Origin of the sequence: Propionivibrio sp. (assembly GCF_041441355.1) — a bacterium.
Taxonomy (GTDB): domain Bacteria; phylum Pseudomonadota; class Gammaproteobacteria; order Burkholderiales; family Rhodocyclaceae; genus Propionivibrio.
This window is the reverse complement of record NZ_JASDTF010000019.1, coordinates 304,681-326,347: the sequence shown is the minus strand read 5'-3', so window position 1 is coordinate 326,347 and position 21,667 is coordinate 304,681. Positions and strand designations below refer to the sequence as shown.

The 21,667-nt window shown below is 64.5% G+C and carries 18 protein-coding genes; 6 read left to right on the top strand and 12 right to left on the bottom strand.

What is annotated here, in order from left to right; all coding sequences use genetic code 11:
- Positions 1-86: 86 nt before the first annotated feature.
- The 6 genes from lpdA to QMB55_RS07945 form a co-directional block, all read right to left on the bottom strand.
- Entirely contained in the window at positions 87-1,514 is a 1,428-nt protein-coding gene (lpdA, locus tag QMB55_RS07970; RefSeq protein WP_497588152.1) for a dihydrolipoyl dehydrogenase, read from the bottom strand.
- 22 nt (positions 1,515-1,536) lie between these two features.
- Positions 1,537-2,793 carry a 2-oxoglutarate dehydrogenase complex dihydrolipoyllysine-residue succinyltransferase gene (odhB, locus tag QMB55_RS07965; RefSeq protein WP_497588151.1) on the bottom strand — a complete coding sequence of 419 codons (1,257 nt, stop codon included), beginning with the start codon at positions 2,791-2,793 and terminating at the stop codon, positions 1,537-1,539.
- A 19-nt stretch (positions 2,794-2,812) separates the two neighbouring features.
- On the bottom strand, positions 2,813-5,653 hold the full coding sequence (locus tag QMB55_RS07960) for a 2-oxoglutarate dehydrogenase E1 component (protein WP_497588150.1): 2,841 nt from the start codon (positions 5,651-5,653) through the stop codon (positions 2,813-2,815).
- Positions 5,654-5,762: 109 nt separating this feature from the next.
- Positions 5,763-7,058 carry a citrate synthase gene (gene gltA, locus QMB55_RS07955; protein WP_497588149.1) on the bottom strand — a complete coding sequence of 432 codons (1,296 nt, stop codon included), beginning with the start codon at positions 7,056-7,058 and terminating at the stop codon, positions 5,763-5,765.
- Between the two features lie 65 nt (positions 7,059-7,123).
- Entirely contained in the window at positions 7,124-7,378 is a 255-nt protein-coding gene (locus tag QMB55_RS07950; RefSeq protein WP_497588148.1) for an FAD assembly factor SdhE, read from the bottom strand.
- A gap of 67 nt (positions 7,379-7,445) precedes the next feature.
- On the bottom strand, positions 7,446-8,186 hold the full coding sequence (locus QMB55_RS07945; RefSeq protein ID WP_497588147.1) for a GntR family transcriptional regulator: 741 nt from the start codon (positions 8,184-8,186) through the stop codon (positions 7,446-7,448).
- Between the two features lie 360 nt (positions 8,187-8,546).
- Between QMB55_RS07945 and QMB55_RS07940 the strand changes: the two genes are divergently transcribed.
- From QMB55_RS07940 to QMB55_RS07930, 3 genes are all read left to right on the top strand, one after another.
- Positions 8,547-9,533, top strand: a complete 987-nt coding sequence (locus QMB55_RS07940) for a malate dehydrogenase (RefSeq protein WP_497588146.1) — start codon at positions 8,547-8,549, stop codon at positions 9,531-9,533.
- A gap of 154 nt (positions 9,534-9,687) precedes the next feature.
- Positions 9,688-10,671, top strand: coding sequence for an HpcH/HpaI aldolase/citrate lyase family protein (locus tag QMB55_RS07935; RefSeq protein WP_497588145.1), 984 nt, complete (start codon positions 9,688-9,690; stop codon positions 10,669-10,671).
- A 2-nt stretch (positions 10,672-10,673) separates the two neighbouring features.
- Positions 10,674-11,030 carry a nucleotide pyrophosphohydrolase gene (locus QMB55_RS07930; protein ID WP_497588144.1) on the top strand — a complete coding sequence of 119 codons (357 nt, stop codon included), beginning with the start codon at positions 10,674-10,676 and terminating at the stop codon, positions 11,028-11,030.
- Between the two features lie 173 nt (positions 11,031-11,203).
- On the opposite strand, the gene QMB55_RS07925 is transcribed toward QMB55_RS07930, so the two are convergent.
- Together QMB55_RS07925 and QMB55_RS07920 are read right to left on the bottom strand one after the other, a co-directional pair.
- Positions 11,204-12,049, bottom strand: a complete 846-nt coding sequence (locus QMB55_RS07925) for a 23S rRNA (adenine(2030)-N(6))-methyltransferase RlmJ (RefSeq protein WP_497588143.1) — start codon at positions 12,047-12,049, stop codon at positions 11,204-11,206.
- Between the two features lie 11 nt (positions 12,050-12,060).
- Positions 12,061-13,314: a nitronate monooxygenase gene (locus QMB55_RS07920; RefSeq protein ID WP_497588142.1), complete on the bottom strand. Its 1,254-nt coding sequence runs from the start codon at positions 13,312-13,314 to the stop codon at positions 12,061-12,063.
- Between the two features lie 203 nt (positions 13,315-13,517).
- Between QMB55_RS07920 and folE the strand changes: the two genes are divergently transcribed.
- Both folE and QMB55_RS07910 read left to right on the top strand, forming a co-directional pair.
- Positions 13,518-14,183 (top strand): GTP cyclohydrolase I FolE, encoded by a 666-nt coding sequence (folE, locus tag QMB55_RS07915; protein WP_497588286.1) that lies wholly within the window; start codon positions 13,518-13,520, stop codon positions 14,181-14,183.
- 13 nt (positions 14,184-14,196) lie between these two features.
- On the top strand, positions 14,197-14,709 hold the full coding sequence (locus QMB55_RS07910) for a hypothetical protein (RefSeq protein WP_497588141.1): 513 nt from the start codon (positions 14,197-14,199) through the stop codon (positions 14,707-14,709).
- Here QMB55_RS07910 and QMB55_RS07905 read toward each other — a convergent pair.
- Positions 14,706-15,647: an AEC family transporter gene (locus QMB55_RS07905; protein WP_497588140.1), complete on the bottom strand. Its 942-nt coding sequence runs from the start codon at positions 15,645-15,647 to the stop codon at positions 14,706-14,708. The genes QMB55_RS07910 and QMB55_RS07905 overlap by 4 nt on opposite strands.
- Before the next feature lie 287 nt (positions 15,648-15,934).
- Here QMB55_RS07905 and QMB55_RS07900 point away from each other — a divergent pair, with 287 nt between their 5' ends.
- Entirely contained in the window at positions 15,935-16,606 is a 672-nt protein-coding gene (locus QMB55_RS07900; RefSeq protein ID WP_497588139.1) for a pseudouridine synthase, read from the top strand.
- Between the two features lie 190 nt (positions 16,607-16,796).
- Here the strand turns inward: QMB55_RS07900 and QMB55_RS07895 are convergent, their stop codons facing one another.
- Genes QMB55_RS07895 through QMB55_RS07885 form a run of 3 tightly spaced genes read right to left on the bottom strand, consistent with a single transcriptional unit; the run spans position 16,797 to position 21,489 of the window.
- Entirely contained in the window at positions 16,797-17,858 is a 1,062-nt protein-coding gene (locus tag QMB55_RS07895; RefSeq protein WP_497588138.1) for a 2-oxoacid:ferredoxin oxidoreductase subunit beta, read from the bottom strand.
- Complete coding sequence (locus QMB55_RS07890) at positions 17,855-19,705, bottom strand: 2-oxoacid:acceptor oxidoreductase subunit alpha (protein WP_497588137.1); 1,851 nt, start codon at positions 19,703-19,705, stop codon at positions 17,855-17,857. The genes QMB55_RS07895 and QMB55_RS07890 overlap by 4 nt, the downstream gene beginning before the upstream one ends.
- Complete coding sequence (locus QMB55_RS07885) at positions 19,702-21,489, bottom strand: FAD-dependent oxidoreductase (protein WP_497588136.1); 1,788 nt, start codon at positions 21,487-21,489, stop codon at positions 19,702-19,704. The genes QMB55_RS07890 and QMB55_RS07885 overlap by 4 nt, the downstream gene beginning before the upstream one ends.
- Positions 21,490-21,667 lie beyond the last annotated feature (178 nt).

Below are 21,667 nucleotides of genomic sequence, written 5' to 3'. Positions count from 1 at the left end.
CAGGCGCTTGGCCCAAGGGCTCAAGGCACAAAAAAAACGGCACGGGGATCGAAATCCCGTGCCGTCTTTGCTTGCGCGCTCGCGGGTCAGAAGTGCAACGGCCGCTTATCGCAGGCCAGTGCCGCCTCGTGCATGACTTCGGAAAGGGTCGGGTGCGCATGGCAGATGCGCGCCAAGTCCTCGCTCGCGGCGCCGAACTCCATCGCCACCACGGCCTCGCTGATCAACTCCGAAGCATTGGCCCCGATCACATGCACCCCGAGGATGCGGTCGCTCTCAGTGTCGGCGAGCATCTTCACGAAGCCCGAGGTCTCGCCCATGCCCAGCGCCCGGCCGTTGGCCATGAACGGAATCTTGCCGACCTTGTAAGCGACGCCCGCCGCCTTGAGCTCCTGCTCGGTCTTGCCGACCCAGGCGATTTCCGGGCTGGTGTAGAGCACCCAGGGGATGGTGTCGAAATTGCAGTGCCCGGCCTGGCCGGCCATGCGTTCGGCAACCATCACCGCTTCTTCCATCGCCTTGTGCGCCAGCATCGGGCCGGAGACGACGTCGCCGACGGCCCAGACGCCCGGAAGATTGGTACGGCAATGCCCGTCGACCTCGATGCGGCCGCGGTCATCGAGCTTGAGCCCGACCGCCTCGGCATTCAGACCGTCGGTGTTCGGGATGCGTCCGACCGAAACGATCAGGCGGTCGGCGTCGAGTGTGCAGGCCGTACCGGCCTTGTCGGTGTAGACGACCGAAACGCCCTTCTTGCCGACCTTGACCTCACCGATGCTGACTCCAAGGTGGATTTGCAGCCCCTGCTTGGCGAACACCTTGGCCGCCTCCTTGGCAACGTCAACATCGGCCACCGAGAGGAAATCGGGCAAGGCTTCGAGGATCGTCACCTCGGCGCCGAGACGGCGCCAGACGCTGCCCATCTCGAGGCCAATCACCCCGGCGCCGATGATCGCCAGCTTCTTCGGCACCGCCTGCAGGTCGAGCGCGCCGACGTTGTCGCAGACCATGACGTTGTCGACCGGAACGCCCGGCAGATGGCGCGCCTTCGAGCCGGTGGCGACCACCACCTGCGCGGCCTCGACGACTTCCTCGCCGACCTTGACCTGCCAGCCGCCGTTCTGTGCGGGACCGACGAAGGCCCCGTGACCGGCAAGGAGCGTCACCTTGTTCTTCTTGAACAGACCCTTGATGCCGCCGGTGAGCTGGGTGACGATGCCGTTCTTGCGCCCGACCATGGTCGGAACGTCGATTTTCGGCGCGCCGACCGAAATGCCCTGCGCGGCGAAACCGTGCGCCGCTTCGGCAAAGAGGTGCGAGGTGTGCAGCAGCGCCTTGGAGGGGATGCAGCCGACGTTGAGGCAAGTACCACCGAGACGCGGCTCGCCCTTGGGGTCGGCGTAGGGGTTGGATTCGCAGCAGGCGACTTTGAAGCCGAGCTGCGCGGCGCGGATCGCGGTCACGTAGCCGCCGGGACCGCCGCCGATGACGAGCACATCGAATTGCTTGGACATTTTCTAAGCCTTTTTAAACCGTTCAAACCCCGAGCAGCAGACGCGCCGGGTCTTCCAGCGCTTCCTTCATGGTGACCAGACCGAGCACCGCCTCGCGCCCGTCGATGATGCGGTGGTCATAGGACATGGCCAGGTAGTTGATCGGGCGCACGACGACCTGCCCGTTCTCGACCACGGCGCGGTCCTTGGTCGCATGCACGCCGAGGATGGCCGACTGCGGCGGGTTGATGATCGGCGTCGAGAGCATCGAACCGAAGACCCCGCCGTTGGAAATCGAGAAGGTGCCGCCGGTCAACTCTTCAAGCGAGAGTTTGCCGTCCTGCGCCTTCTTGCCGTACTCGGCGATCTTCTTCTCGATGTCGGCGATGCTCATCTGGTCGGCGTCGCGCAGGATCGGCACGACCAGGCCGCGCGGGCTGCCGACAGCGATGCCGATGTCGATGTAGCCGTGATAGACGATGTCGTTGCCGTCGACCGAGGCGTTGAGGATGGGGAATTTCTGCAAGGCGGCGACCGCGGCCTTGACGAAGAAGCCCATGAAGCCCAGACGTACGCCGTGCGCCTTCTCGAACTTCTCGCCGTACTGCTTGCGTAGCGCCATCACCGGCGCCATGTTCACCTCGTTGAAGGTGGTCAGGATGGCGTTAGTCGATTGCGACTGCACCAGACGCTCGGCGACGCGGGCACGCAGGCGGGACATCGGCACGCGCTGCTCGGGGCGATCGGCAAAAGGCAGCGCCACGGCGGGGGCTGGCGCCAGCGCGCCCGTCGGCGCGCTTCCCGGAGCCGCTGCAGGCGGCGTGGGGACTGGCTTGGCGGCGGGTGCCGATGCAGCCAGCGCGTCAGCTTTGGTGATCCGACCGCCGCGGCCGCTGCCGGCCACGTCTTCAGCGGCAAGGCCTTTTTCCTCGAGAATCTTGCGTGCCGCAGGCATGGCCTGGCCGACGACGGGCGCAGCGGCCGGCGCAGATGCTACTGCCGGTGCGGCAGGCGCTGGCGCCGCGCTCTTGGCCGGGGCCGACGAGGCGACTGAGGCCTTGGCCTCGGTATCAAGGCGGGCGATGACTTCGCCGGCGGTCACGGTCGCGCCGTTGGGCTTGAGCACTTCGACCAGCACGCCGTCGGCCGGCGCCGGCAGTTCGAGGACGACCTTGTCGGTTTCGATGTCGATCAGGTTTTCGTCGCGCGACAGGGCCTCGCCCACCTGTTTATGCCAGCTGACCAGGGTCGCTTCGGCGACGGATTCGGAAAGCTGCGGGACTTTGACGTCGATGATCATGATGAATGAGGACTCCGGGTTAAGCGAGTTTGTACGGTCCGATTTCGCCCAGCGCGGAATCGATCAGCGATTTTTGCTGGGCCACATGCTTGCTGTGGTAGCCGACGGCCGGCGACGGCGAAGCCGGGCGCGAGACGAGCAGCATCTGCTGCTTGCTGGTCAGCGAGCGCGACAGGTGGTTGCGCGAGGCGATCCAGTACCAGGCGCCCTGGTTGCGCGGCTCGTCCTGACACCAGACGACTTCGGTGGCCTTCGGGTATTTCGCCATCTCGGCCTGGAAGGCCTCCTGCGGGAAGGGGTAGAGCTGTTCCAGACGGGCGATGGCGATGTGCCCGATGTTGCGCTCACGGCGCGCGGCAACAAGCTCGTAATAGAGCTTGCCGGAGCAGAAGATGACGCGCGTCACCTTCTTGGCGTCGAGCGGGTCGACTTCGCCGATGATGCGCTGGAACTGCCCCTTGGCCAGCTCGTCGAGGGTGGAGACGGCGTCCTTGTGGCGCAGCAGCGATTTGGGGGTGAACACCACCAGCGGTTTGCGCTGCTTGCGGATCGCCTGCCGGCGCAGCATGTGGAAGACCTGGGCCGGCGTCGAGGGCTGGCAGACTTCCATGTTCATCTCGGCGCAAAGCTGCATGAAGCGCTCGATGCGCGCCGACGAGTGCTCGGGCCCCTGGCCTTCGTAGCCGTGCGGCAGGAACAGCGTCAACCCGCAGGCGCGGCCCCACTTGGCTTCGCCCGAGGCGATGAACTGGTCGATGACCACCTGCGCACCGTTGGCGAAGTCGCCGAATTGCGCTTCCCAGATCGTCAGATCGAAGGGGTTCGAGGTCGCGTAACCGTATTCGAAGGCCAGCACGGCTTCTTCCGAAAGCACCGAGTCGAAGCACTGGAAGCCGGCCTGCTTCTCCTGCAGATTGGCGAGCGGAACGTAGGTGCCCTCGTCCCAGCGCTCGCGCTTCTGGTCGTGCAGCACGGCATGGCGGTGGAAGAAGGTGCTACGCCCGACGTCCTCGCCGGTGATGCGCACCCCGTGCCCGGAAACGAGCAGCGAGGCGTAAGCGAGATTCTCGGCCATGCCCCAATCGACGGGCTGGCTGCCCTGCCCCATCAGACGGCGGTCGTCGATGATCTTGCGCACCCGGCTGTGCAGGGTGAAGCCCTCGGGCACGTGGGTCAGCCGCTCGGACAAGCGGCGCAGTTCCTTGAGCGGCACCGTGGTGTCGCAGTTGTCGATGTAGCGCTGGGAAAGGAAAGGCGTCCAGTCGATGATCAACGGGTTGGTGTAGCCGGCAAGCACCGGGTTGTAGAGGAGTTCGCCACGATCGAGGTGCTCGCGGTAGTTGCTGATCATCGCCTCGGGCCCATCGCCGGGCAGCACGCCCTCGGCGACCAGCTTGTCGGCATAGAGCTGGCGCGTGCCCGGATGCGCGGCAACGCGCTTGTACATCAGCGGCTGGGTGACCATCGGCTCGTCCTGCTCGTTGTGGCCGAGCTTTCGGAAGCAGACGATGTCGATGACCACATCTTTGGCGAACTCCTGGCGGAATTCGACCGCCAACCGGATGGCCAGCGCCACGGCTTCGGGATCGTCGCCGTTCACATGCAGGATCGGCGCGTCGATCATCTTGAAGATGTCGGTGCAATAGATCGACGAGCGCAGGTCGCGCGGATCGGAGGTGGTGAAGCCGATCTGGTTGTTCACCACGATATGCACCGTGCCGCCGGTGCCGTAACCGCGCGTCTGCGCGAAGTTGAGCATTTCCTGGTTCACGCCCTGCCCGGCCACCGCCGCGTCGCCATGCACGATGACCGGCAGCACCTTCTGTTTGCTGCCTTCGCCGCGCCGATGCTGGCGCGAATAGACCGAACCGGCGACCACCGGATTGACGATTTCCAGGTGCGAAGGATTGAACGCCAAGGTCAGCTGGCAGGGGCCGCCCGGGGTCGAGACGGTCGAAGAGAAGCCCATGTGGTACTTCACGTCGCCGGCCGTCAGCTCTTCCGATTTCTTGCCCTCGAACTCGGCGAAGAGCATCGAGGGCGTCTTGCCGAGCGTATTGACGAGCACGTTGAGCCGGCCGCGATGGGCCATCCCGACGACGATGTCATCGACGCCGCCAGCACCGGCCACGCGCACCAGTTCATCGAGCGCGACGATCAGCGCCTCGCCGCCTTCGAGCGAGAAGCGCTTCTGCCCGACGTATTTGGTGTGCAGGTAGCGTTCAAGGGTTTCGGCTGCGGTCAGGCGCTCGAGGAAACGCAGCTTCTGCGCCGAGGTGTAATTGCCTTTGGCGCGGATCGGTTCGATGCGCGCTTCGAGCCAGCGCTTCTCGGCGCTGTTGTTGATGTTCATGTACTCGATGCCGATCGTGCCGCAATAGGTCTCGCGCACGGCATCGAGAATCTGGCCGAAGGTCGCGCGCTCGGGCACGGCGAGGAAGGAGCCGACGTTGAAATGGGTGTTCACATCGGTGTCGCCGAGCCCGTAAAACCCGGGCTCGAGTTCGACGATGCGCGGCCGACCCAGGCGCTTGAGTGGATCGAGGTTGGCCCAGCGCGTGCCGAGCGTGCGGTAGGCGTCGATGAGCTGCAGCACGGCAACCTGTTTCTTGTCGTCGACCGGTTGCATCGCCAGCGCCCGGTAGCCGCCCTGGCGCGCCTGTTCGGCAAACGCCGAGACCACCGGCAGGTGCGGCACGTCGCGCGCCACCGCGCCGGGCAATTGGGCCAGCTTGTCGAAATATTCCCGCCACTCGGGCGGGACGGCGGTCGGATCGTTGAGGTAGTTCTCGTACAGCTCCTCGACGAAAGGCGCGTTACCGCCGAAGAGCAGGGAGTTGGAAAAGAGTTGGTTCATCATGACAGGTGCCTGTTCCCGAAATGCTGCGGAAGGTTCATGCGCGAAGGCTCAAGGCCTGGGATGCGGACAAAAAAACGGCGGCGCCCCAGGCCGCCGCCGTTCATCGAGCTTAGCGTTGCGCCAATGGCGGTACGCTGCGCTTGGGCGTGCCGACGTAAAGCTGGCGCGGACGACCGATCTTGTATTCGGGGTCGGAAATCATCTCCTCCCACTGCACCATCCAGCCGACCGTCCGGGCCAGCGCGAAGATGCAGGTGAACATCTCGGTGGGGATGCCGATCGCCTTCTGGACGATGCCCGAGTAAAAATCGACGTTCGGGTAGAGCTTCTTCTCGATGAAGTACTCGTCTTCCAGCGCGATACGCTCGAGTTCAAGCGCCAGTTTGAACAGGCGGTCGTTCTCGAGACCCAGCTCCTGCAATACGTCGGCGCAGACCTTGCGCATCAGCTTGGCGCGCGGGTCGAAGTTCTTGTACACGCGGTGGCCGAAGCCCATCAGCTTGAAGCTGTCGTTCTTGTCCTTGGCGCGCTTGATGTACTGCGGCACACGCGAGACATCGCCGATCTCCTCGAGCATCTTCAGGCAGGCCTCGTTGGCGCCACCGTGTGCCGGCCCCCACAGACAGCCGATGCCGGCCGAGATGCAGGCATAAGGATTGGCGCCGGACGAACCGGCAAGGCGGACGGTTGAGGTCGAGGCGTTCTGCTCGTGATCAGCGTGCAGGGTAAAGATGGTGTCGAGCGCATGCACGATCACCGGGTTCGGCTTGTACTCCTCGCACGGCGTGCCGAACATCATGTGCATGAAGTTGGCGGTGTAGGAGAGGTCGTTGCGCGGGTACATGAAGGGCTCGCCGTGCGAGTACTTGTAGGCCAGCGCGACGATCGTCGGCAGTTTGGCGACGATGCGGTTGAAACTGATGCTGCGGTGCTCGGCGTCGGAGAAGTCGTGTGCGTCGTTGTAGAACGCGGAGAGCGCGCCGACCACGCCGACCATCACCGCCATCGGATGCGCATCACGGCGGAAGCCCTGGTAGAACTTGGCCATCTGCTCGTGCACCATGGTGTGCCGCTTGATGATGTTCTCGAAGTCGACCTTCTGCTGCGCGTCCGGCAGCTCGCCGTTCTTCAGCAAGTACGCGACCTCGAGGAAGCTGCACTTCTCGGCGAGCTGCTCGATCGGATAACCGCGATACAGCAGTTCGCCCTTGTCGCCGTCGATGAAGGTGATCCTCGACTGGCACGACGCCGTCGACAGGAACCCCGAGTCGTACGTGTAATAGCCGGTCTTGGCGCCCAGCGTCCGGATATCGATGCAGTCGTCGCCGTGCACCGGGCTGAGGATCGGGAATTCGATCGGTTCGCCGCCGTCGATGATCAGCCTGGCCTTACGTTCGGTTGTCATTGCGCTCTCCCGTTGATTGATCAATAGAACACGCCGCTCAACGCACCGATGCTAGGAGCCCAGACTTACTTCACTCTTACGCTCCGCAGCATTTCGATGATTTCTGCCTGCGCCGTGTCGGCACAGGTTTTTTTCCCGGTGACCAGCGCCCAGAGATCCTGATCCTGCATCTCTGCCAGCGCACGAAAGGCCGCAGCATGCTCTTCGTTCAGGGTTAGGTATCGGCTTTCGAGAAAGTTCCCAAGCAGATAATCCATCTCGGCTAATGACCTGCGGTTACAGATCCAGCGTAGCCGGTTGTACTCCTCGTTCTTCTCCATCAACAACACTCCCTTTCAAAGCAAACCCGGCTGGCGCCTGCACGCCCTGCGAACAGGGGCTGTGCGCTCAGCCCAGCTGGTTGTAATAGTGGAAATCGTGGGTCGCGCACACGCCCTTGCGCCATTCGACGGGCTTGTTGCCATAGGTATAGGACACCCGCTCGACGAGAAGCAAGGGACTGCCCTCGTTGACCTGCAACAGCTCGGCACTCAGACGGTCGGCCGACACCGCGCTCAGACGCTCTTCGGCCCGCACCATGGGCACCCCGAAACGGCTCTCGAAGAGGTTATAGAGCGAGACGCTGGAGTTCTTCAGCACATCCAGCGTCAGCTCGCCGAACAACTCGCCGGGCAGGTACAGCTCGTCGAACACCGCCGGCGCCGTGCCGAAACGCAACAGCCGCCGTACCACGATGACCGAAGCGCCGACCTCGATCCCCAGGACGCGCGCCACGTCGCTGCCCGCCTTCGCCCGCCAACACTCCAAGGGCACGCTCTTGAGCGGCGGCAATTCGCCCGCGTTGGCGCGGATGCTGAGAAAACGGAAGACCGAGCGCGGATCGGAGTGCGAGGCGACGAAGGTGCCCTTGCCCTGCCGGCGCACCAGCAGGTTCTCGGCCGCCATTTCGTCGATGGCCTTGCGCACAGTCCCCTGGCTGACGCCGAAGCGCGTCGCCAACTCGGCCTCGCTGGGGATCATCGAACCCGGGCGCCATTCGCCGCTTTCCAGGTTGCGCGTCAGCAGGGCCCGGATCTGGCGATAGAGCGGGCTGAAAGTCGGCGACTGTTCGGTGGCGAGGCGGTTCATGGCGACCTGAAAGCCCAAAGAAATGAACCCGTATTATGGTATAGATGTCTTATATATGACAAGAAAACCAACCCGCGCGGGAATCGTTTAATATGCAAAAAAAATGCAGAACGCTACGCCCCAACGCAGTCACAACAGCATCGCCGAAAGCCACACTGTGGCGCCATTTGCGCCCAATCGCCCGGCTTTCGCCTTGATCATGGCATGTCAATTGACACTGGCAGAAAATTGCTTTTATGATCGGTTCGGGTAACAGCACGCTCGGCTCCAGACAACGCGCCCCTGGCGTCGAGGCACCGGACAATAAGATTCAGATTCAAAAGATCGCTTTTCTTTTTTTATCCTCCGAAGGAGTCGCACATGTCCAAAGCACCCGTTCGTGTCGCCGTTACCGGCGCCGCGGGCCAAATCGGCTACAGCCTGCTGTTCCGTATCGCCTCCGGCGAGATGCTGGGCAAGGACCAGCCCGTCATCCTCCAGTTGCTCGACCTGCCGCAAGCCCAGAAGGCCTGCCAGGGCGTGATCATGGAGCTCGACGACTGCGCTTTCCCGCTGCTCGCCGGCGTTTTCGCCACCGACAACCCCGATGTCGCCTTCAAGGACGCTGACCTTTGCCTGCTCGTTGGCGCACGCCCGCGCGGCCCCGGCATGGAGCGCTCGGACCTGCTCGCCGCCAACGGCGCGATCTTCACCGTGCAGGGCAAATCGATCGCCGAAAACGCCAAGGAAAACGTCAAGGTTCTGGTGGTCGGCAACCCGTGCAACACCAACGCGCTGATCGCCGCCGCCGCGGCCAAAAAAGTCGGCCGCACCAACCCGCGCAACTACCACGGCATGCTGCGCCTCGACCATAACCGCGCTGCCTCGCAACTGGCGAGCAAGAGCGGCCGCCCGGTCGCCAGCCTCAAGAAGATCGTCGTCTGGGGCAACCACTCGCCGACGATGTACGCCGACTATCGCTTCTGCACCTCGAACGGCGACAACGTCAAGGCGCTGATCAACGATCCGGTTTGGAACAACGACGTCTTCCTGCCCACCGTCGGCAAGCGTGGCGCCGCGATCATCGAGGCCCGCGGTCTGTCCTCGGCCGCCTCGGCCGCCAACGCCGCGATCGACCACATGCGCGACTGGTACCACGGTTCGGACGACTGGGTCACCATGGGCGTTCCGAGCGACGGCTCGTACGGCATTCCGGTCGGCATCGTCTTCGGCTTCCCCTGCGAGTGCAAGGGTGGCGACTACACGATCATCCAAGGGCTCGAGATCGACGAGTATTCGCGCGAGAAGATCAACAAGACGCTCAAGGAACTCACCGACGAGGCCGAAGCCGTCAAGAGCATGCTCTGACCCGGCTTTCGCCCAAGCAAAGAGCCGCGCGCCGCGCGGCTCTTTTTTTGCCTGCCCCGGACGAATCCCGACGCGCACGCACAGCCCCGCCCGGGATGGTTACAATCCTGTCTGATTCTCTGACTCTTGATCCTGTTTCCAACGAGAACGACTCATGCGCCACCCGAGCGACGTCCTGTTTCCGGGCGAAAAGCCCTTCCCCGTACTCCCCGCCGTCGACCACTACGCCGGCTCCGAAAAACTGATGCGCAAGGCCCTGCAACTGCAGAACGAGCTGGGGCCGATCTTCGACATCACCTGCGACTGCGAGGACGGCGCCCATGCCGGCGCCGAACGCGAGCACGCCGAGATGGTCGCGGCGCTGATCATGAGTGAAGACAACCGCCACGGCCGCCTCGCCGCGCGCATCCACGACGTCACCCATCCGCACTGGCGGCAAGACCTCGAGATCCTGGTCGGCCGCGCCGGCACGCGCCTGCCCTTCCTCACCCTGCCCAAGCCGCGCAGCGCGGAAGACGTCCGCATCCAGCTGGCAGCCCTGCGCGAGGCCGAAGCGCACGCCGGCATCGCCACGCCGATCCCGGTGCATGTGCTGATCGAGACGCTCGGCGCACTGCGCGAAGTGTGGGCCATCGCCGCCCTGCCCGGCGTCGAGTCGCTCGACTTCGGACTGATGGATTTCGTCTCCGATCACCACGGCGCCATTCCCGGCGCGGCGATGAAGAGCCCGGGCCAGTTCGAGCATCCGCTCGTCGTGCGCGCCAAGTGCGAGATCGCCACCGCGGCGCTGGCCAACGGGGTCGTTCCGGCACACAACGTCACCACCGAACTGAAAGACCTTGCCGTCATCCGCCACGACGCCGAGCGCGCACGCAACGAATTCGGCTATCTGCGCATGTGGAGCATTCACCCCAACCAGATCGTGCCCATCGTCGAAGCCATGCGCCCCGACTTTTCCGAGGTGGAAACGGCCAGCGCGATCCTCATCGCCGCGCAGGACAAGGACTGGGCGCCGATCGCCCACGAAGGCCGCCTGCACGACCGCGCCTCCTACCGCTACTACTGGGAGCTGCTCGCCCGCGCCCACGCCACCGGCATGACCTTGCCGCCCGCGGCGCAAGAACGCTTCTTCGCCTGAACATGGACCTCCAGGCCCTCACCCGCGCCCTGCTGCGTTTTCGCGACGAACGCGACTGGGCGCAGTTTCACACCCTGCGCAACCTGATCGTCTCGCTCAACCTCGAGGCTGGCGAGCTCCTTGAGCTCACGCAATGGAAGAGCGACGCCGAGATGGACGCGCTGCTCGCCGACCCGGCCAAACAGGAGGCGCTGCGCGACGAATGCGCCGACGTGCTGCTTTACCTGCTGCTCATCGCCGACCGCGCGGGGATCGACCTCGAAGCCGCGGCGCTGGATAAGCTCAGGAAGAACGCCGAGAAATACCCGATCGAGAAGAGCTACGGCACGAGCCGCAAGTACACGGAACTCGACGGCTGAAACGGGCGGAGACTGAACCTCCCGGAGCGCCGACGCCGAACAGGCCGGGCGCGCGCGAAGGCGGATCCGGCTGGCGCGACACCGAGGCCCGGAAAAAATGACGGGATGGGCGGCTGAATACCGCGTCTGGATGCGCCGTGCAGCCCGGCTGCAGGGCGCATCCAGTGGCGCGTTCAGGCCGCGTGCTGTTCGAGCGTGAAGCCCGCGCCCGCGTCGAGTGCCAAGACCCCGGTAAGCCAGGGCATCGTCTCGACCAGGGTGGCATGCAGCGTCCACGGCGGGTTGAGCACGAACATGCCGCTGCCGTGCATGCCGAAGCCGTCCTTGGAAGGCTCCCGCACGCGCAGCGCGACATGGACCCAGCCCTTGGCCGGCAGGCGCTTCAGGCGTTGCGGCAGGTCGATCGATTCGCGCCGGGTGAGCTGCGGATACCAGACCGCGTAGGTGCCGCCGGCAAAGCGCGTCAGCGCATCTTTGACCCCTTGCACCACGCGCTCGTAGTCGTGTTTGTCTTCGTACGAAGGATCGATCAACACCAACCCGCGGCGCGAGGGCGGCGGCAGCACTGCCTTGAGGCCGGCGAAACCGTCGCAGGGCTCGACCGACACCCGCTTGCCGGCCTCCTTGAAGCACTCGGCGAGCAGGCGCGATTCCTTGCTGTGCAGCTCGAAGAGCCGCAGACGGTCCTGCTCGCGCAGCACGCGCGCCGCAATCCACGGCGATCCGGGGTACTGCAGCAGGCGCCCGCTCGGGTTGAGCGCGCGCACTTCGGCGAGGTACTCGGCCACGGCCGGCGGAACGTCGCGCCGCTCCCACAGCCGGCCGATACCTTCGCGGTACTCGGCAAGCTTGCTGGCGAAGGTCGACTCGAGGTCATAGACGCCGCCGCCGGCATGCGTATCGGCGTAGGTGAAGGGCTTGTCCTTCTGCCCCATGTAGCGGGCGAGCTGGATGAGCACGATGTGCTTGAGCACGTCGGCATGATTCCCGGCGTGGTAGCCGTGACGGTAACTGAGCATGTGAGGTTCGGTCAGGCCGGCAGATCGGGCAAGGCGATCCGGTTATCCTTGCTGAACTGGTAGTCGCGGAAGATGTGCTCGGCGCTGGGAATGAGATAGCTGCCGTCGGCCAGCACGCGCGAGGTGTCCTTCAGACGATAGGTGTAGTGGCCGCAGGTCCAGAGGTCGAAGTTGCGCATCTGGGTACACAGGCAGGTCTTGTCCATCACCTTCGGGCGCTTGAGTTCCGGGTGCGCCTCGACCTCGCGGTTGTACGAGGTGATGTACGAGCAGCTGCCGCCGGAATCGAGCAGGTAGCCGTAGGCTTCGCAGTTCGGGCGGATGCCGTCGCCGATCGCCGGGCTGCCCGTCAGCATGCGCATCGGATAGCCGGTGGGCGAGATCTGGTTGACCACGATCTGGCTTTCGCTGGCCTTGAAGTACTCCTGCTGCACGTCCTCGGGCAGGCCGCACTCGCGCGCCACGGTAAAGCGCGTCGCCACCTGCACCGCCGCCGCGCCGTTCTCGAGGAAGGCCGTCGCGTCGCTGCCGGTGAAGATGCCACCGGCCGGGATCAGCGGAATGTCGAGTTGCTCGGCCTTGAGGTAGGCGGCAATTTCGGCGACGATCGTCGCCAGGTCGTATTGCGCCCAGTCCATGCCGAAACCGAGGTGACCGCCGGCCAGCGGGCCTTCAATGACGATGTAATCGGGCAGGCGATTGAGGCGCGCGTTCTTCTTGAGGAAGAGCTGCAGCGCGCGCAGCGAGGAGACGATGATCCCCAGCTTGGCGTCGCGGAAACGCGGGTGATCCTCGATCAGCGCGAAGGAACCGAGGTGCAGGCCCGCGGCCAGCGTGATGCCGTCGATGCCGCAGTCCAGCGCGGTGCGCAGGCGCACGCGCAGCGTCTCCTTGGGCGCGTTCATGGTCAGCTTTTCCATGCAGTTGACGAAGATCATGCCTTCGCCGCGCTTGGCTTCCATGGTCTTGCCGACGTGCAGGCGCGTCGCCTCGGCGAGCTGGCCGAGGTCGAACTGGACGACCGACTTGTCCGGGTTGCTGACGTTGAACTTGTACTGCTGCAGCTTCTCCTTGACGAACTTGGCGTTGAAGCGGCGGTCCGCCACCGTGTTCACCATCGCATCGGAGATGTGCCCGATGCCGCCCAGGCGCGCTGCTTCAAGCGCCAGATCCGCCGTCGAGATATCGACGCCCATACCGCCGATCATGATCGGCACCAGTTCCTGCTTTCCGAACTTGAGTCGGAAATCGTCAAGGCATTTCATTCCGCACCATTCCTGCTCCACGACCGCCGACGCAAAGGCGACGGAACCCGACCATGGAAAGGGCGCTATTATCGCTCATTCGCCTTTCCGCGTCGTGTTTCGCATCGAGAAAAATCCATCGCGGCCGAGCAAACGTTCGTTCGCCCTTCCACCCCGACGCCGCGTGTATCATGAACCGCAGCCCAGCCCCAGCCGAGGACGCCATGCCCGCCGACGACCGTTTTACCCCGGACGACGTCCATGACCACGTCGATTGCGGCCAGGACCACGCCGCCCGCACGCCAGACGCGATCGGCATCCCGCGCCGCCGCCCCTTCGACCCCGTCGCCTTCGAGCGCGCGGTTGGCGACCTGCTCCACGCCTGCGGCATCGAAACCCAAAGCGCGCACATGGGACGCACCACGCAACGCGTGCGCGAACTCTGGCAGCGCCGCCTGCTCGGCGGCTACGACCTCGACCCGGCGACCGCACTCGGCGACGGCTTCGCCGACCCCCGCCGCGACATGATCGTGGTGCGCGGCATCGCCATCCACGGCGTCTGCCCGCACCACTTGGTACCCTTCCGCGGCGTCGCCCACGTCGCCTACCTGCCCGGCGGCCGCCTGCACGGCTTTGGCCGCATCGCCCGTCTTGTGGACGCCATCGGCCACCGCTTCACCTACCAGGAATGGATGACCCGCGACATCGCCGAAGCCCTGCTCCGCCACGGCCAGGCGCGCGGTGCCGCCTGCGTGATCGAGGCCGAACAGCTGTGCCTCCTGCTCGGCGAAGACCGGCGCGGCGACGAACGCGTCGTCACCCAGGCCTTCAGCGGCGAGTTCGAGGCCGACGCGCAGCTTAGGAACGAGTTTTTGAGGGCGATCGGGTAGCGAGAAAACAGAGATGAACACAGCCGAATACAATCCAGACAATAATCATGCTCACGCTGTGGCACCAAACTCAACGACAAAAAGTGAAGTTGCCACTGAGCTACTGAACTGGGCTATCTGCTCTTTCTTGTCCGGGAAAGGCTACTACTCAGCAATACATCTCTCAGGAGCAGCGGAAGAGATTTTTGCTGTCTACCTTAGATCGCCGACATATCAAGAGAAATCATCTGCTGATGAGCTTAAATCTCTGTTTGTTCACCTCTGCTCCCCAAAAAATCAGCGCGAAGAAATCGAAGTCTCGAAATGGTTTATCGACCGGCTGAACGCTGCGCGAAATTCGGTCAAACACAAACAAGGCCACGGAGACGAATACGTTCATTTCGATCCTGAGAGAGAAGCAGAAGACTCCATCCGAAGAGCAATAAACAACTATACGCAGCTGTCGCGAAAGACCTCACTACCTCCAGTAGATTCAATTCTCGATTTTTATGCTGCGCTAAAAATCAAAGCCTCCCAAGAGGCTTAGCGCGCCCCCACCAGCGTCATCAAGAGCGGCGTGGTGAGCGCGGCGAGGCCGGTGGAGAGCACTAGGCTGCTGGCCACAGGGCCTTCGAGGGTCTTGAACTGGCGCGACATGAGGTAGACGTTGGCGCCGATGGCGATCGAGGCCAGGAGGACGATGACCTGCGTCTCCATCGTCGGCAATCCCAAAGCGACGGCCAGCCCCCACACCACCAGCGGTTGCACGATGAGCTTGACGGCGCAGATCGCGAGGCTGATCTTGAGGCCGCTGCGGATGCCGTATTCGGCCAGTCCCATCCCCAAGGCGATCAGCGCCATCGGCGCGGCGGCCTGCGAGATCATCCCGAGCGGGATGTCGATCGCCTGCGGCAGCGGCCAGCGGGTGAGCCCGAACAGGGAACCGAGCAGGATGCCGGCGACGATGGGGTTGGTGAGTACGCCGCGCACGGTCTTGGCGAAGCCCTTGACCGAGAGGCTGCCGTGCTTGGCCCATTCGATGGAGACGGTGACCAGCGTCCACAGGATCAGCGCGTTGAAGATCAGAACCAGCGCCACCGAGGGCACGGCCGCGTCACCGAGCGCCATCTTGGCGAGCGGCAGGCCGAGCATGACGTTGTTCGAGAACACCCCGCCCAGCCCGAACACCGATTGCGCCGTGCCGTCCATGCCGAAGGCCTTCCAGGCGATCAGCCGGCCGATGAAGAAGACGATCAGGCAGCCGCCGAAGAAGGCGATGAGCAGGCGCGCGTCAACCGGCGGCAGCTTGGAGAAGTCGCTCATCAGGCGGAACATCATCGCCGGCATGGCGACCGAGAAGACGAAACGCGAGAGGCTGTCGGACATCGCCACCGGCCAGCCGGAAAAGCGCATCAGACCGTAACCGACGAAGACAAGCGAAAAAAGCGGCGCGGCAAGCGAGACGTGGTGCAGGAAGGTATCCATCGGCGGCAGGCGGCAAAAGACGCGAAGGACGGGGAAACGGCAGGCCGTCGAAAACCCTGCGTGACACCAGGAGGCGCGTCAGGCCGGGCCGGGCGCGGCACGGCAAAGCGGAGCCCCTCACGGAGGACCTGGAAACGGATAACGTTTGTCCGTCTGGCGAAACAAAAGTCACAGTCTAAACCAAGGCGACGTGCGCGGCGTGCAAAAACAGGCGAAAATGTCGCCCTTTCGCACCCCGGCGAACGCCCGCTCGGCCAAGCCGAGCCGCACTCGCCTCCACCTCTGCCATGTCCACGCCCCTGCCGCCCCCGCCCGCTGCCACCACCGCCGAGTCCCACGCCCTGCTCTACGCCGACGATAGCCTGCTCGTCGTCGCCAAGCCGACGCGCCTCCTGTCGGTCCCCGGGCGCGGCGAGGACAAGCAGGATTGCCTGATCGCACGCGTCCAGCAGGACTACCCCGACGCACTGATCGTGCACCGCCTCGACTTCGACACCTCCGGCCTCGTCGTCCTGGCGCGCGGAAAAGCCATGCACCGGCGGCTGAGCATCGCCTTCCAGGAGCGCGAGGTGGACAAGCGTTACGTGGCGGTGGTCGACGGCAAATTGATGGCCAGCGACGGCGAAGTGAACCTGCCGCTTCTCGTCGACTGGCCGAACCGGCCACTGCACAAGGTCGATTTCGATCAGGGCAAACCTTCGCTGACGCGCTTTCGCCAACTCGCCTACGACGCCGCGACGCACAGCACGCGCGTCGAACTGACCCCCGAGACCGGGCGCACGCACCAGCTGCGCGTGCACATGCAGGCGCTCGGCCACGTCATCCTCGGCGACCCGCTCTACGCCGAAGCGGCGGTGCGCGCCAAAGCGGAACGCCTGCTGCTGCATGCCGAATTCCTCGCCTTCGCCCATCCGCAGGACGGCCGACGGCTCGAGTTCACCCACCCGGCGCCGTTCTGATCCCGTTCAAACCCCTTGCACGGCAGCCCGCAAAGGGCGTCTGGATGCGCCTTCCAGGCCGGCTGCAGAGCGCATGCAGCGGTCGTTCCAGGCTCATGCCAGGGCCCATGATGATCGGGCGCGCAAAATAAAAACGGCGAGGGCCGAGGCCCCCGCCGTTTTTGCTCCCTGGCCTGTCGGCCGTTTTTAATCAGCGACCGCGCAGCGCGGCATTGATCGTTTCGAGCACCTTGCTGCCCGGGCACAGGTCGGCGTCGGAAAGCTTGTTGAGCGGCGTTTCCACCGTGTTCAGGTGCCGGTGCAGGTCGTCGGCGTTGCTGTCGACGTAGATCAGGCCGGTAACGATTTCGCCCAGCGCCTGACGTTCCTGCAGGTAGTTCATGGCGCCGACGCGGTCGGTCGGATCGTAGTCGTGATCAACCTTGCGCAACATCAGGATCGAGCCGTCGTGCTGCACCACGCGACGCAGCGCGCCGGGGGCGTAGGTGGCTTCGATCTTGTCGCGCGGCAGGATCACGTCGAGCCGGTTGACCGCCTCGTTGTGCTCGCGCACGTAGTCGTAGCTGCGCGTCGAGCCGGCGTGGTTGTTGAAGGTCACGCAGGGGCTGATGACGTCGATCAGCGCCGAGCCGCGGTGACGCAGCGCGCCCTTGATCAGCGGAATCAACTGCTCCTTGTCGCCCGAGAAGCTGCGCGCGACGTAGGTCGCGCCAAGCTGCAGGGCGAGCGAGACGAGATCGATCGGGCTGTCGCTGTTGACCACCCCGCGCTTGCTCTTCGAACCCTTGTCGGCGGTGGCCGAGAACTGGCCCTTGGTGAGGCCGTAGACGCCGTTGTTCTCGACCAGGTAGCACATGTTCACGCCACGCCGCATGGCGTGGGCGAACTGGCCGATGCCGATCGACGCCGAATCGCCGTCGCCGGACACGCCGAGGTACAGCAGTTCGCGGTTGGCCATCGCCGCGCCGGTCAGCACCGAGGGCATGCGCCCGTGCGTGGTGTTGAAGCCGTGCGAGTTGCCGAGGAAGTAGTCGGGCGTCTTCGACGAACAACCGATGCCCGAGAGCTTGGCCACGCGGTGCGGCTCGATGTCGAGGTCGAAACAGGCCTGGACGACGGCAGCGCTGATCGAGTCGTGGCCGCAGCCGGCGCAGAGCGTCGAGATCGCGCCTTCGTAGTCGCGGCGGGTGTAGCCGAGCGCGTTCTTCGGGGTGTCCGGACGCAGCAGTTTGGGTTTGGCGAGATAGGTCATGAGGCCACCTGTTGACGAACGGGCGCAGCTTCGCGCGCCGCGATGTTTTCGGCGATCGTGCCCGCGATGAAGCGGGCGGTGATCGGCGTGCCGTCGTAGTGCAGGACGCGGACGAGACGCTTGGGATCGATTTCGCACTCGTTGATGAGCAGCATGCGCAGCTGGCCGCTTTCGTTCTGCTCGACGACGTAAACCACGTCGTGGTTGGCGACGAAGTCCTCGATCTCGGCGGCGAACGGGAAGCCGCGCACGCGCATCATGTCGACCTGGACGCCGTCCTTGGCCAGCAGCGCGAAGGCCTCGGCCATCGCCGGGCTGGTCGAGCCGTAGTAGAGCACGCCGTAGCGGGTGCTCTTGGCGGCCGCGGTCAGGATCGGGGCCGGCACCAGGGTCTTGGCGGTCTCGAACTTGCGGCGCAGGCGCTCCATGTTATAGACGTAGTCGGCGCCGGTTTCGCTGTACTTGGCGTAGGCGTTGCGCGTCGTGCCGCGGCTGAAGAAGGCGCCCTTGGTCGGGTGCGTCGCCGGGATGGTGCGGTACGGAATGCCGTCACCATCAACGTCGAGGTAGCGGCCAAAGGTTTTGCCGGCGTCGAGGTCTTCGGCACTCATCACCTTGCCGCGATCGTAGCGGCGGCTGTCGTCCCAGTCGAAGGGCTTGCACAGGCGCTCGTTCATGCCGATGTCGAGGTCGAGCATGACGAACACCGGCGTCTGCAGACGCTCGGCGAGGTCGAAGGCCTGCGCAGTGAAGGTGAAGCTCTCGTAGGCGTCTTCCGGGAAGAGCATGACGTGCTTGGTGTCGCCGTGCGAGGCGTAGGCGCAGGCGATCAGGTCCGACTGCTGGGTGCGCGTCGGCATCCCAGTCGACGGGCCGCCACGTTGCACGTTCACCAGCACCGCCGGCACTTCGGCGAAGTAGGCCAGGCCGAAGAATTCCTGCATCAGCGAGACGCCGGGGCCGGAAGTGGCGGTGAAGGCGCGTGCGCCGTTCCACGAGGCGCCGATGACCATGCCGATGGCGGCCAGCTCGTCCTCGGCCTGCACGATGGCGTACTTGGCCTGCCCGGTTTCCGGGTCGGTGCGCAGCTTGCGGCAGTAGCTCGAGAAGGATTCGATGACCGAGGTCGACGGGGTGATCGGGTACCAGCCAACGACGGTCGCGCCGCCGTAGACCGCGCCGAGACCGGCGGCATCGTTGCCGTTGGCGAAGATCATGTCGCCGACACCGTCGGCACGCTCGATGCGCAGGCCGATCGGGCACGGCAGATTGGCCTTGGCGTAGTCGTAGCCGAGCTTCAGGGCCTGGACGTTGGGACCGATCAGCTTGTCTTTGCCGCGGTACTGGTCGGCGATCAGCTTCTCGGGCACCGCGAGGTCCATGTCCAGCAGCGCGGTCAGCGCGCCGACGTACATGATGTTCTTGAGCAGCTGACGCTGGCGGGCGTCGGTGTACTCGCGGTTGCACATCTCGGTCAGCGGCACGCCGAGGACGACGATGTCGTCGCGGAAGCGCGAACGCGGCAGCGCCTTGGTCGAGTCGTAGAACAGGTAGCCACCGGGCGCGAGCTCGGCGACGTCGCGGTCCCAGGTCTGCGGGTTCATCGCCACCATCAGGTCGCAGCCGCCGCGGCGGCCGAGCCAGCCTTCGGCCGAGACGCGCATCTCGTACCAGGTCGGCATCCCCTGGATGTTCGAGGGGAAGATGTTGCGCGGCGCCACCGGCACGCCCATGCCCATGATCGCGCGGGCGAACAGCTCGTTGGCCGAAGCCGAACCCGAACCGTTGATGTTGGCGAACTTGATGACGAAGTCGTTACAACTTTGAATCGATTGGATGCTGCTCATGTCTTGCTAACCTCCGTACCCGCCTCGGCCATTTGCAGGAAGAAATGCTGGATGTCCCAAGCGCCGGTCGGACAGCGCTCGGCACACATGCCGCAATGCAGGCAGATGTTTTCGTCCTTGACCATCACCCGGCCGGTCTTCACCGTGTCGGAGACGTAGAGCGCCTGCTCGCGGTTCTTCGCCGGGGCTTTCAGGCGGCCACGCAGGTCGTCCTCTTCGCCGTTCTGGGTGAAGGTGATGCACTCGGTCGGACAGATGTCGACGCAGGCGTCGCACTCGATGCAGTTCTTGGGAACGAACACCGTCTCCATGTCGCAGTTCAGGCAGCGCTCGGCTTCCGAACAGGCCATGAAGGGATCGAAGCCCATTTCGAGTTCGAGCTTGATGTCCGAGAGCGTCATTTCCAGCGCCTTGGTCGGCACTTTCTTGCGCGCTTCCTCGGAGACCTGGTTGTCGTAGCTCCACTCGTGGATGCCCATCTTCTGGCTGGTCATCACCACTTCGGGCGCCGGGCGCTCGAGGAGGTTCTGGCCACGACAGAACAGGTCGATCGACACCGCGGCCTGATGTCCTTGGGCGACGGCGGTGATGATGTTCTTGGGGCCGAAGGCGGCATCGCCACCGAAGAAGACCTTGGGCTGCGTCGACTGCAGGGTGTCGGCGTTGAGCACCGGCAGCCCCCACTTGTCGAACTCGATGCCGATGTCCTTCTCGATCCAGGGGAAGGCGTTCTCCTGGCCGATGGCGACGAGCACCTGATCGCACTCGATCAGCTCGTCCGGCTCGCCGGTCGGCACCAGCTGGCGGCGGCCCTTGTCGTCATACTCGGCGCGCACCAGCTCGAAACGCACGCCGGTGAGCTTGCCGTTGTCGTGCACGAATTCTTTCGGCACGCGCATGTTGAGGATGGGGATGTTCTCGTGCAGCGCCTCTTCCTTCTCCCAGGGCGAGGCCTTCATCTCGTCGAAACCGCTGCGCACCACCACCTTGACGTCGGTGCCGCCCAGACGGCGCGCCGACCGGCAGCAGTCCATCGCGGTGTTGCCGCCACCGAGGACGATCACCCGCGGCGAAACGCTGGTTACGTGACCGAAGGCGACGTTGGCCAGCCAGTCGATGCCGATGTGGATGTGCGCCGCAGCTTCCTGGCGCCCCGGAATGTCGGCATCGCGCCCGCGCGGCGCGCCGGTGCCGACGAAAACGGCGTCCCAGCCCTCGGCCAGCACGTCTTTGAGGCTCTTAACCCAATGGTTGAAATGCGCCTTCACGCCGAGGTCGAGGATGTAACCGCACTCCTCGTCGAGCACGCTCTCGGGCAGACGGAACTTCGGGATCTGCGTGCGCACCATGCCGCCGGGCTTGGTTCCGCAGTCGAAAATGCTCACTTCATAGCCGGTCAGCGCCAGGTCGCGGGCCACGGTCAGCGACGCGGGGCCGGCACCGATACAGGCGACGCGCTTGCCGTTCTTGGCCGTCGGCGCTTTCGGCAGCCGCTCGGAGAGATCGTCCTTAAGGTCGGCCGCAACGCGCTTCAAGCGGCAGATGGCGACCGGTTCCTTGTCAATGCGGCCGCGCCGGCAGGCAGGCTCGCAGGGACGGTCGCACACGCGCCCGAGAATTCCCGGGAACACGTTCGACCGCCAGTTGATCATGTAGGCGTCCGAATAACGGCCCGAAGCGATCAGGCGGATGTATTCGGGCACGGGCGTATGGGCTGGACACGCCCATTGGCAATCCACGACTTTATGGAAGTAGTCGGGATGGCCGATATTCGTCGGCTTCACGTCAGTCAGACCTCCTGTTGTTAACTCCCTCGTACCGGCTCAGCGCCGGAACGACCAAGCCTTGGAAATGCAGGTTCCACCGGGCCAGGAGCCCGGATTCTCAACCGCTTGCGCCATACCAACAAGCAATCGTTGCGCACAACCTAGTGCAAACAAGGAACCAACTGCAAGTTTTTCT

What these genes read in the sequence shown, in the direction of transcription:
- QMB55_RS07935 (WP_497588145.1), top strand. Translation starts at nt 9,688, where the DNA reads ATGCGCCACCCGAGCGACGTCCTGTTTCCGGGCGAAAAGCCCTTCCCC.
- gltA (WP_497588149.1), bottom strand. Translation starts at nt 7,058, where the DNA reads ATGACAACCGAACGTAAGGCCAGGCTGATCATCGACGGCGGCGAACCG.
- QMB55_RS07940 (WP_497588146.1), top strand. Translation starts at nt 8,547, where the DNA reads ATGTCCAAAGCACCCGTTCGTGTCGCCGTTACCGGCGCCGCGGGCCAA.
- QMB55_RS07905 (WP_497588140.1), bottom strand. Translation starts at nt 15,647, where the DNA reads ATGGATACCTTCCTGCACCACGTCTCGCTTGCCGCGCCGCTTTTTTCG.
- QMB55_RS07930 (WP_497588144.1), top strand. Translation starts at nt 10,674, where the DNA reads ATGGACCTCCAGGCCCTCACCCGCGCCCTGCTGCGTTTTCGCGACGAA.
- QMB55_RS07920 (WP_497588142.1), bottom strand. Translation starts at nt 13,314, where the DNA reads ATGAAATGCCTTGACGATTTCCGACTCAAGTTCGGAAAGCAGGAACTG.
- QMB55_RS07890 (WP_497588137.1), bottom strand. Translation starts at nt 19,705, where the DNA reads ATGAGCAGCATCCAATCGATTCAAAGTTGTAACGACTTCGTCATCAAG.
- QMB55_RS07895 (WP_497588138.1), bottom strand. Translation starts at nt 17,858, where the DNA reads ATGACCTATCTCGCCAAACCCAAACTGCTGCGTCCGGACACCCCGAAG.
- QMB55_RS07925 (WP_497588143.1), bottom strand. Translation starts at nt 12,049, where the DNA reads ATGCTCAGTTACCGTCACGGCTACCACGCCGGGAATCATGCCGACGTG.
- QMB55_RS07950 (WP_497588148.1), bottom strand. Translation starts at nt 7,378, where the DNA reads ATGGAGAAGAACGAGGAGTACAACCGGCTACGCTGGATCTGTAACCGC.
- QMB55_RS07945 (WP_497588147.1), bottom strand. Translation starts at nt 8,186, where the DNA reads ATGAACCGCCTCGCCACCGAACAGTCGCCGACTTTCAGCCCGCTCTAT.
- lpdA (WP_497588152.1), bottom strand. Translation starts at nt 1,514, where the DNA reads ATGTCCAAGCAATTCGATGTGCTCGTCATCGGCGGCGGTCCCGGCGGC.
- QMB55_RS07900 (WP_497588139.1), top strand. Translation starts at nt 15,935, where the DNA reads ATGTCCACGCCCCTGCCGCCCCCGCCCGCTGCCACCACCGCCGAGTCC.
- QMB55_RS07910 (WP_497588141.1), top strand. Translation starts at nt 14,197, where the DNA reads ATGAACACAGCCGAATACAATCCAGACAATAATCATGCTCACGCTGTG.
- odhB (WP_497588151.1), bottom strand. Translation starts at nt 2,793, where the DNA reads ATGATCATCGACGTCAAAGTCCCGCAGCTTTCCGAATCCGTCGCCGAA.
- folE (WP_497588286.1), top strand. Translation starts at nt 13,518, where the DNA reads ATGCCCGCCGACGACCGTTTTACCCCGGACGACGTCCATGACCACGTC.
- QMB55_RS07960 (WP_497588150.1), bottom strand. Translation starts at nt 5,653, where the DNA reads ATGATGAACCAACTCTTTTCCAACTCCCTGCTCTTCGGCGGTAACGCG.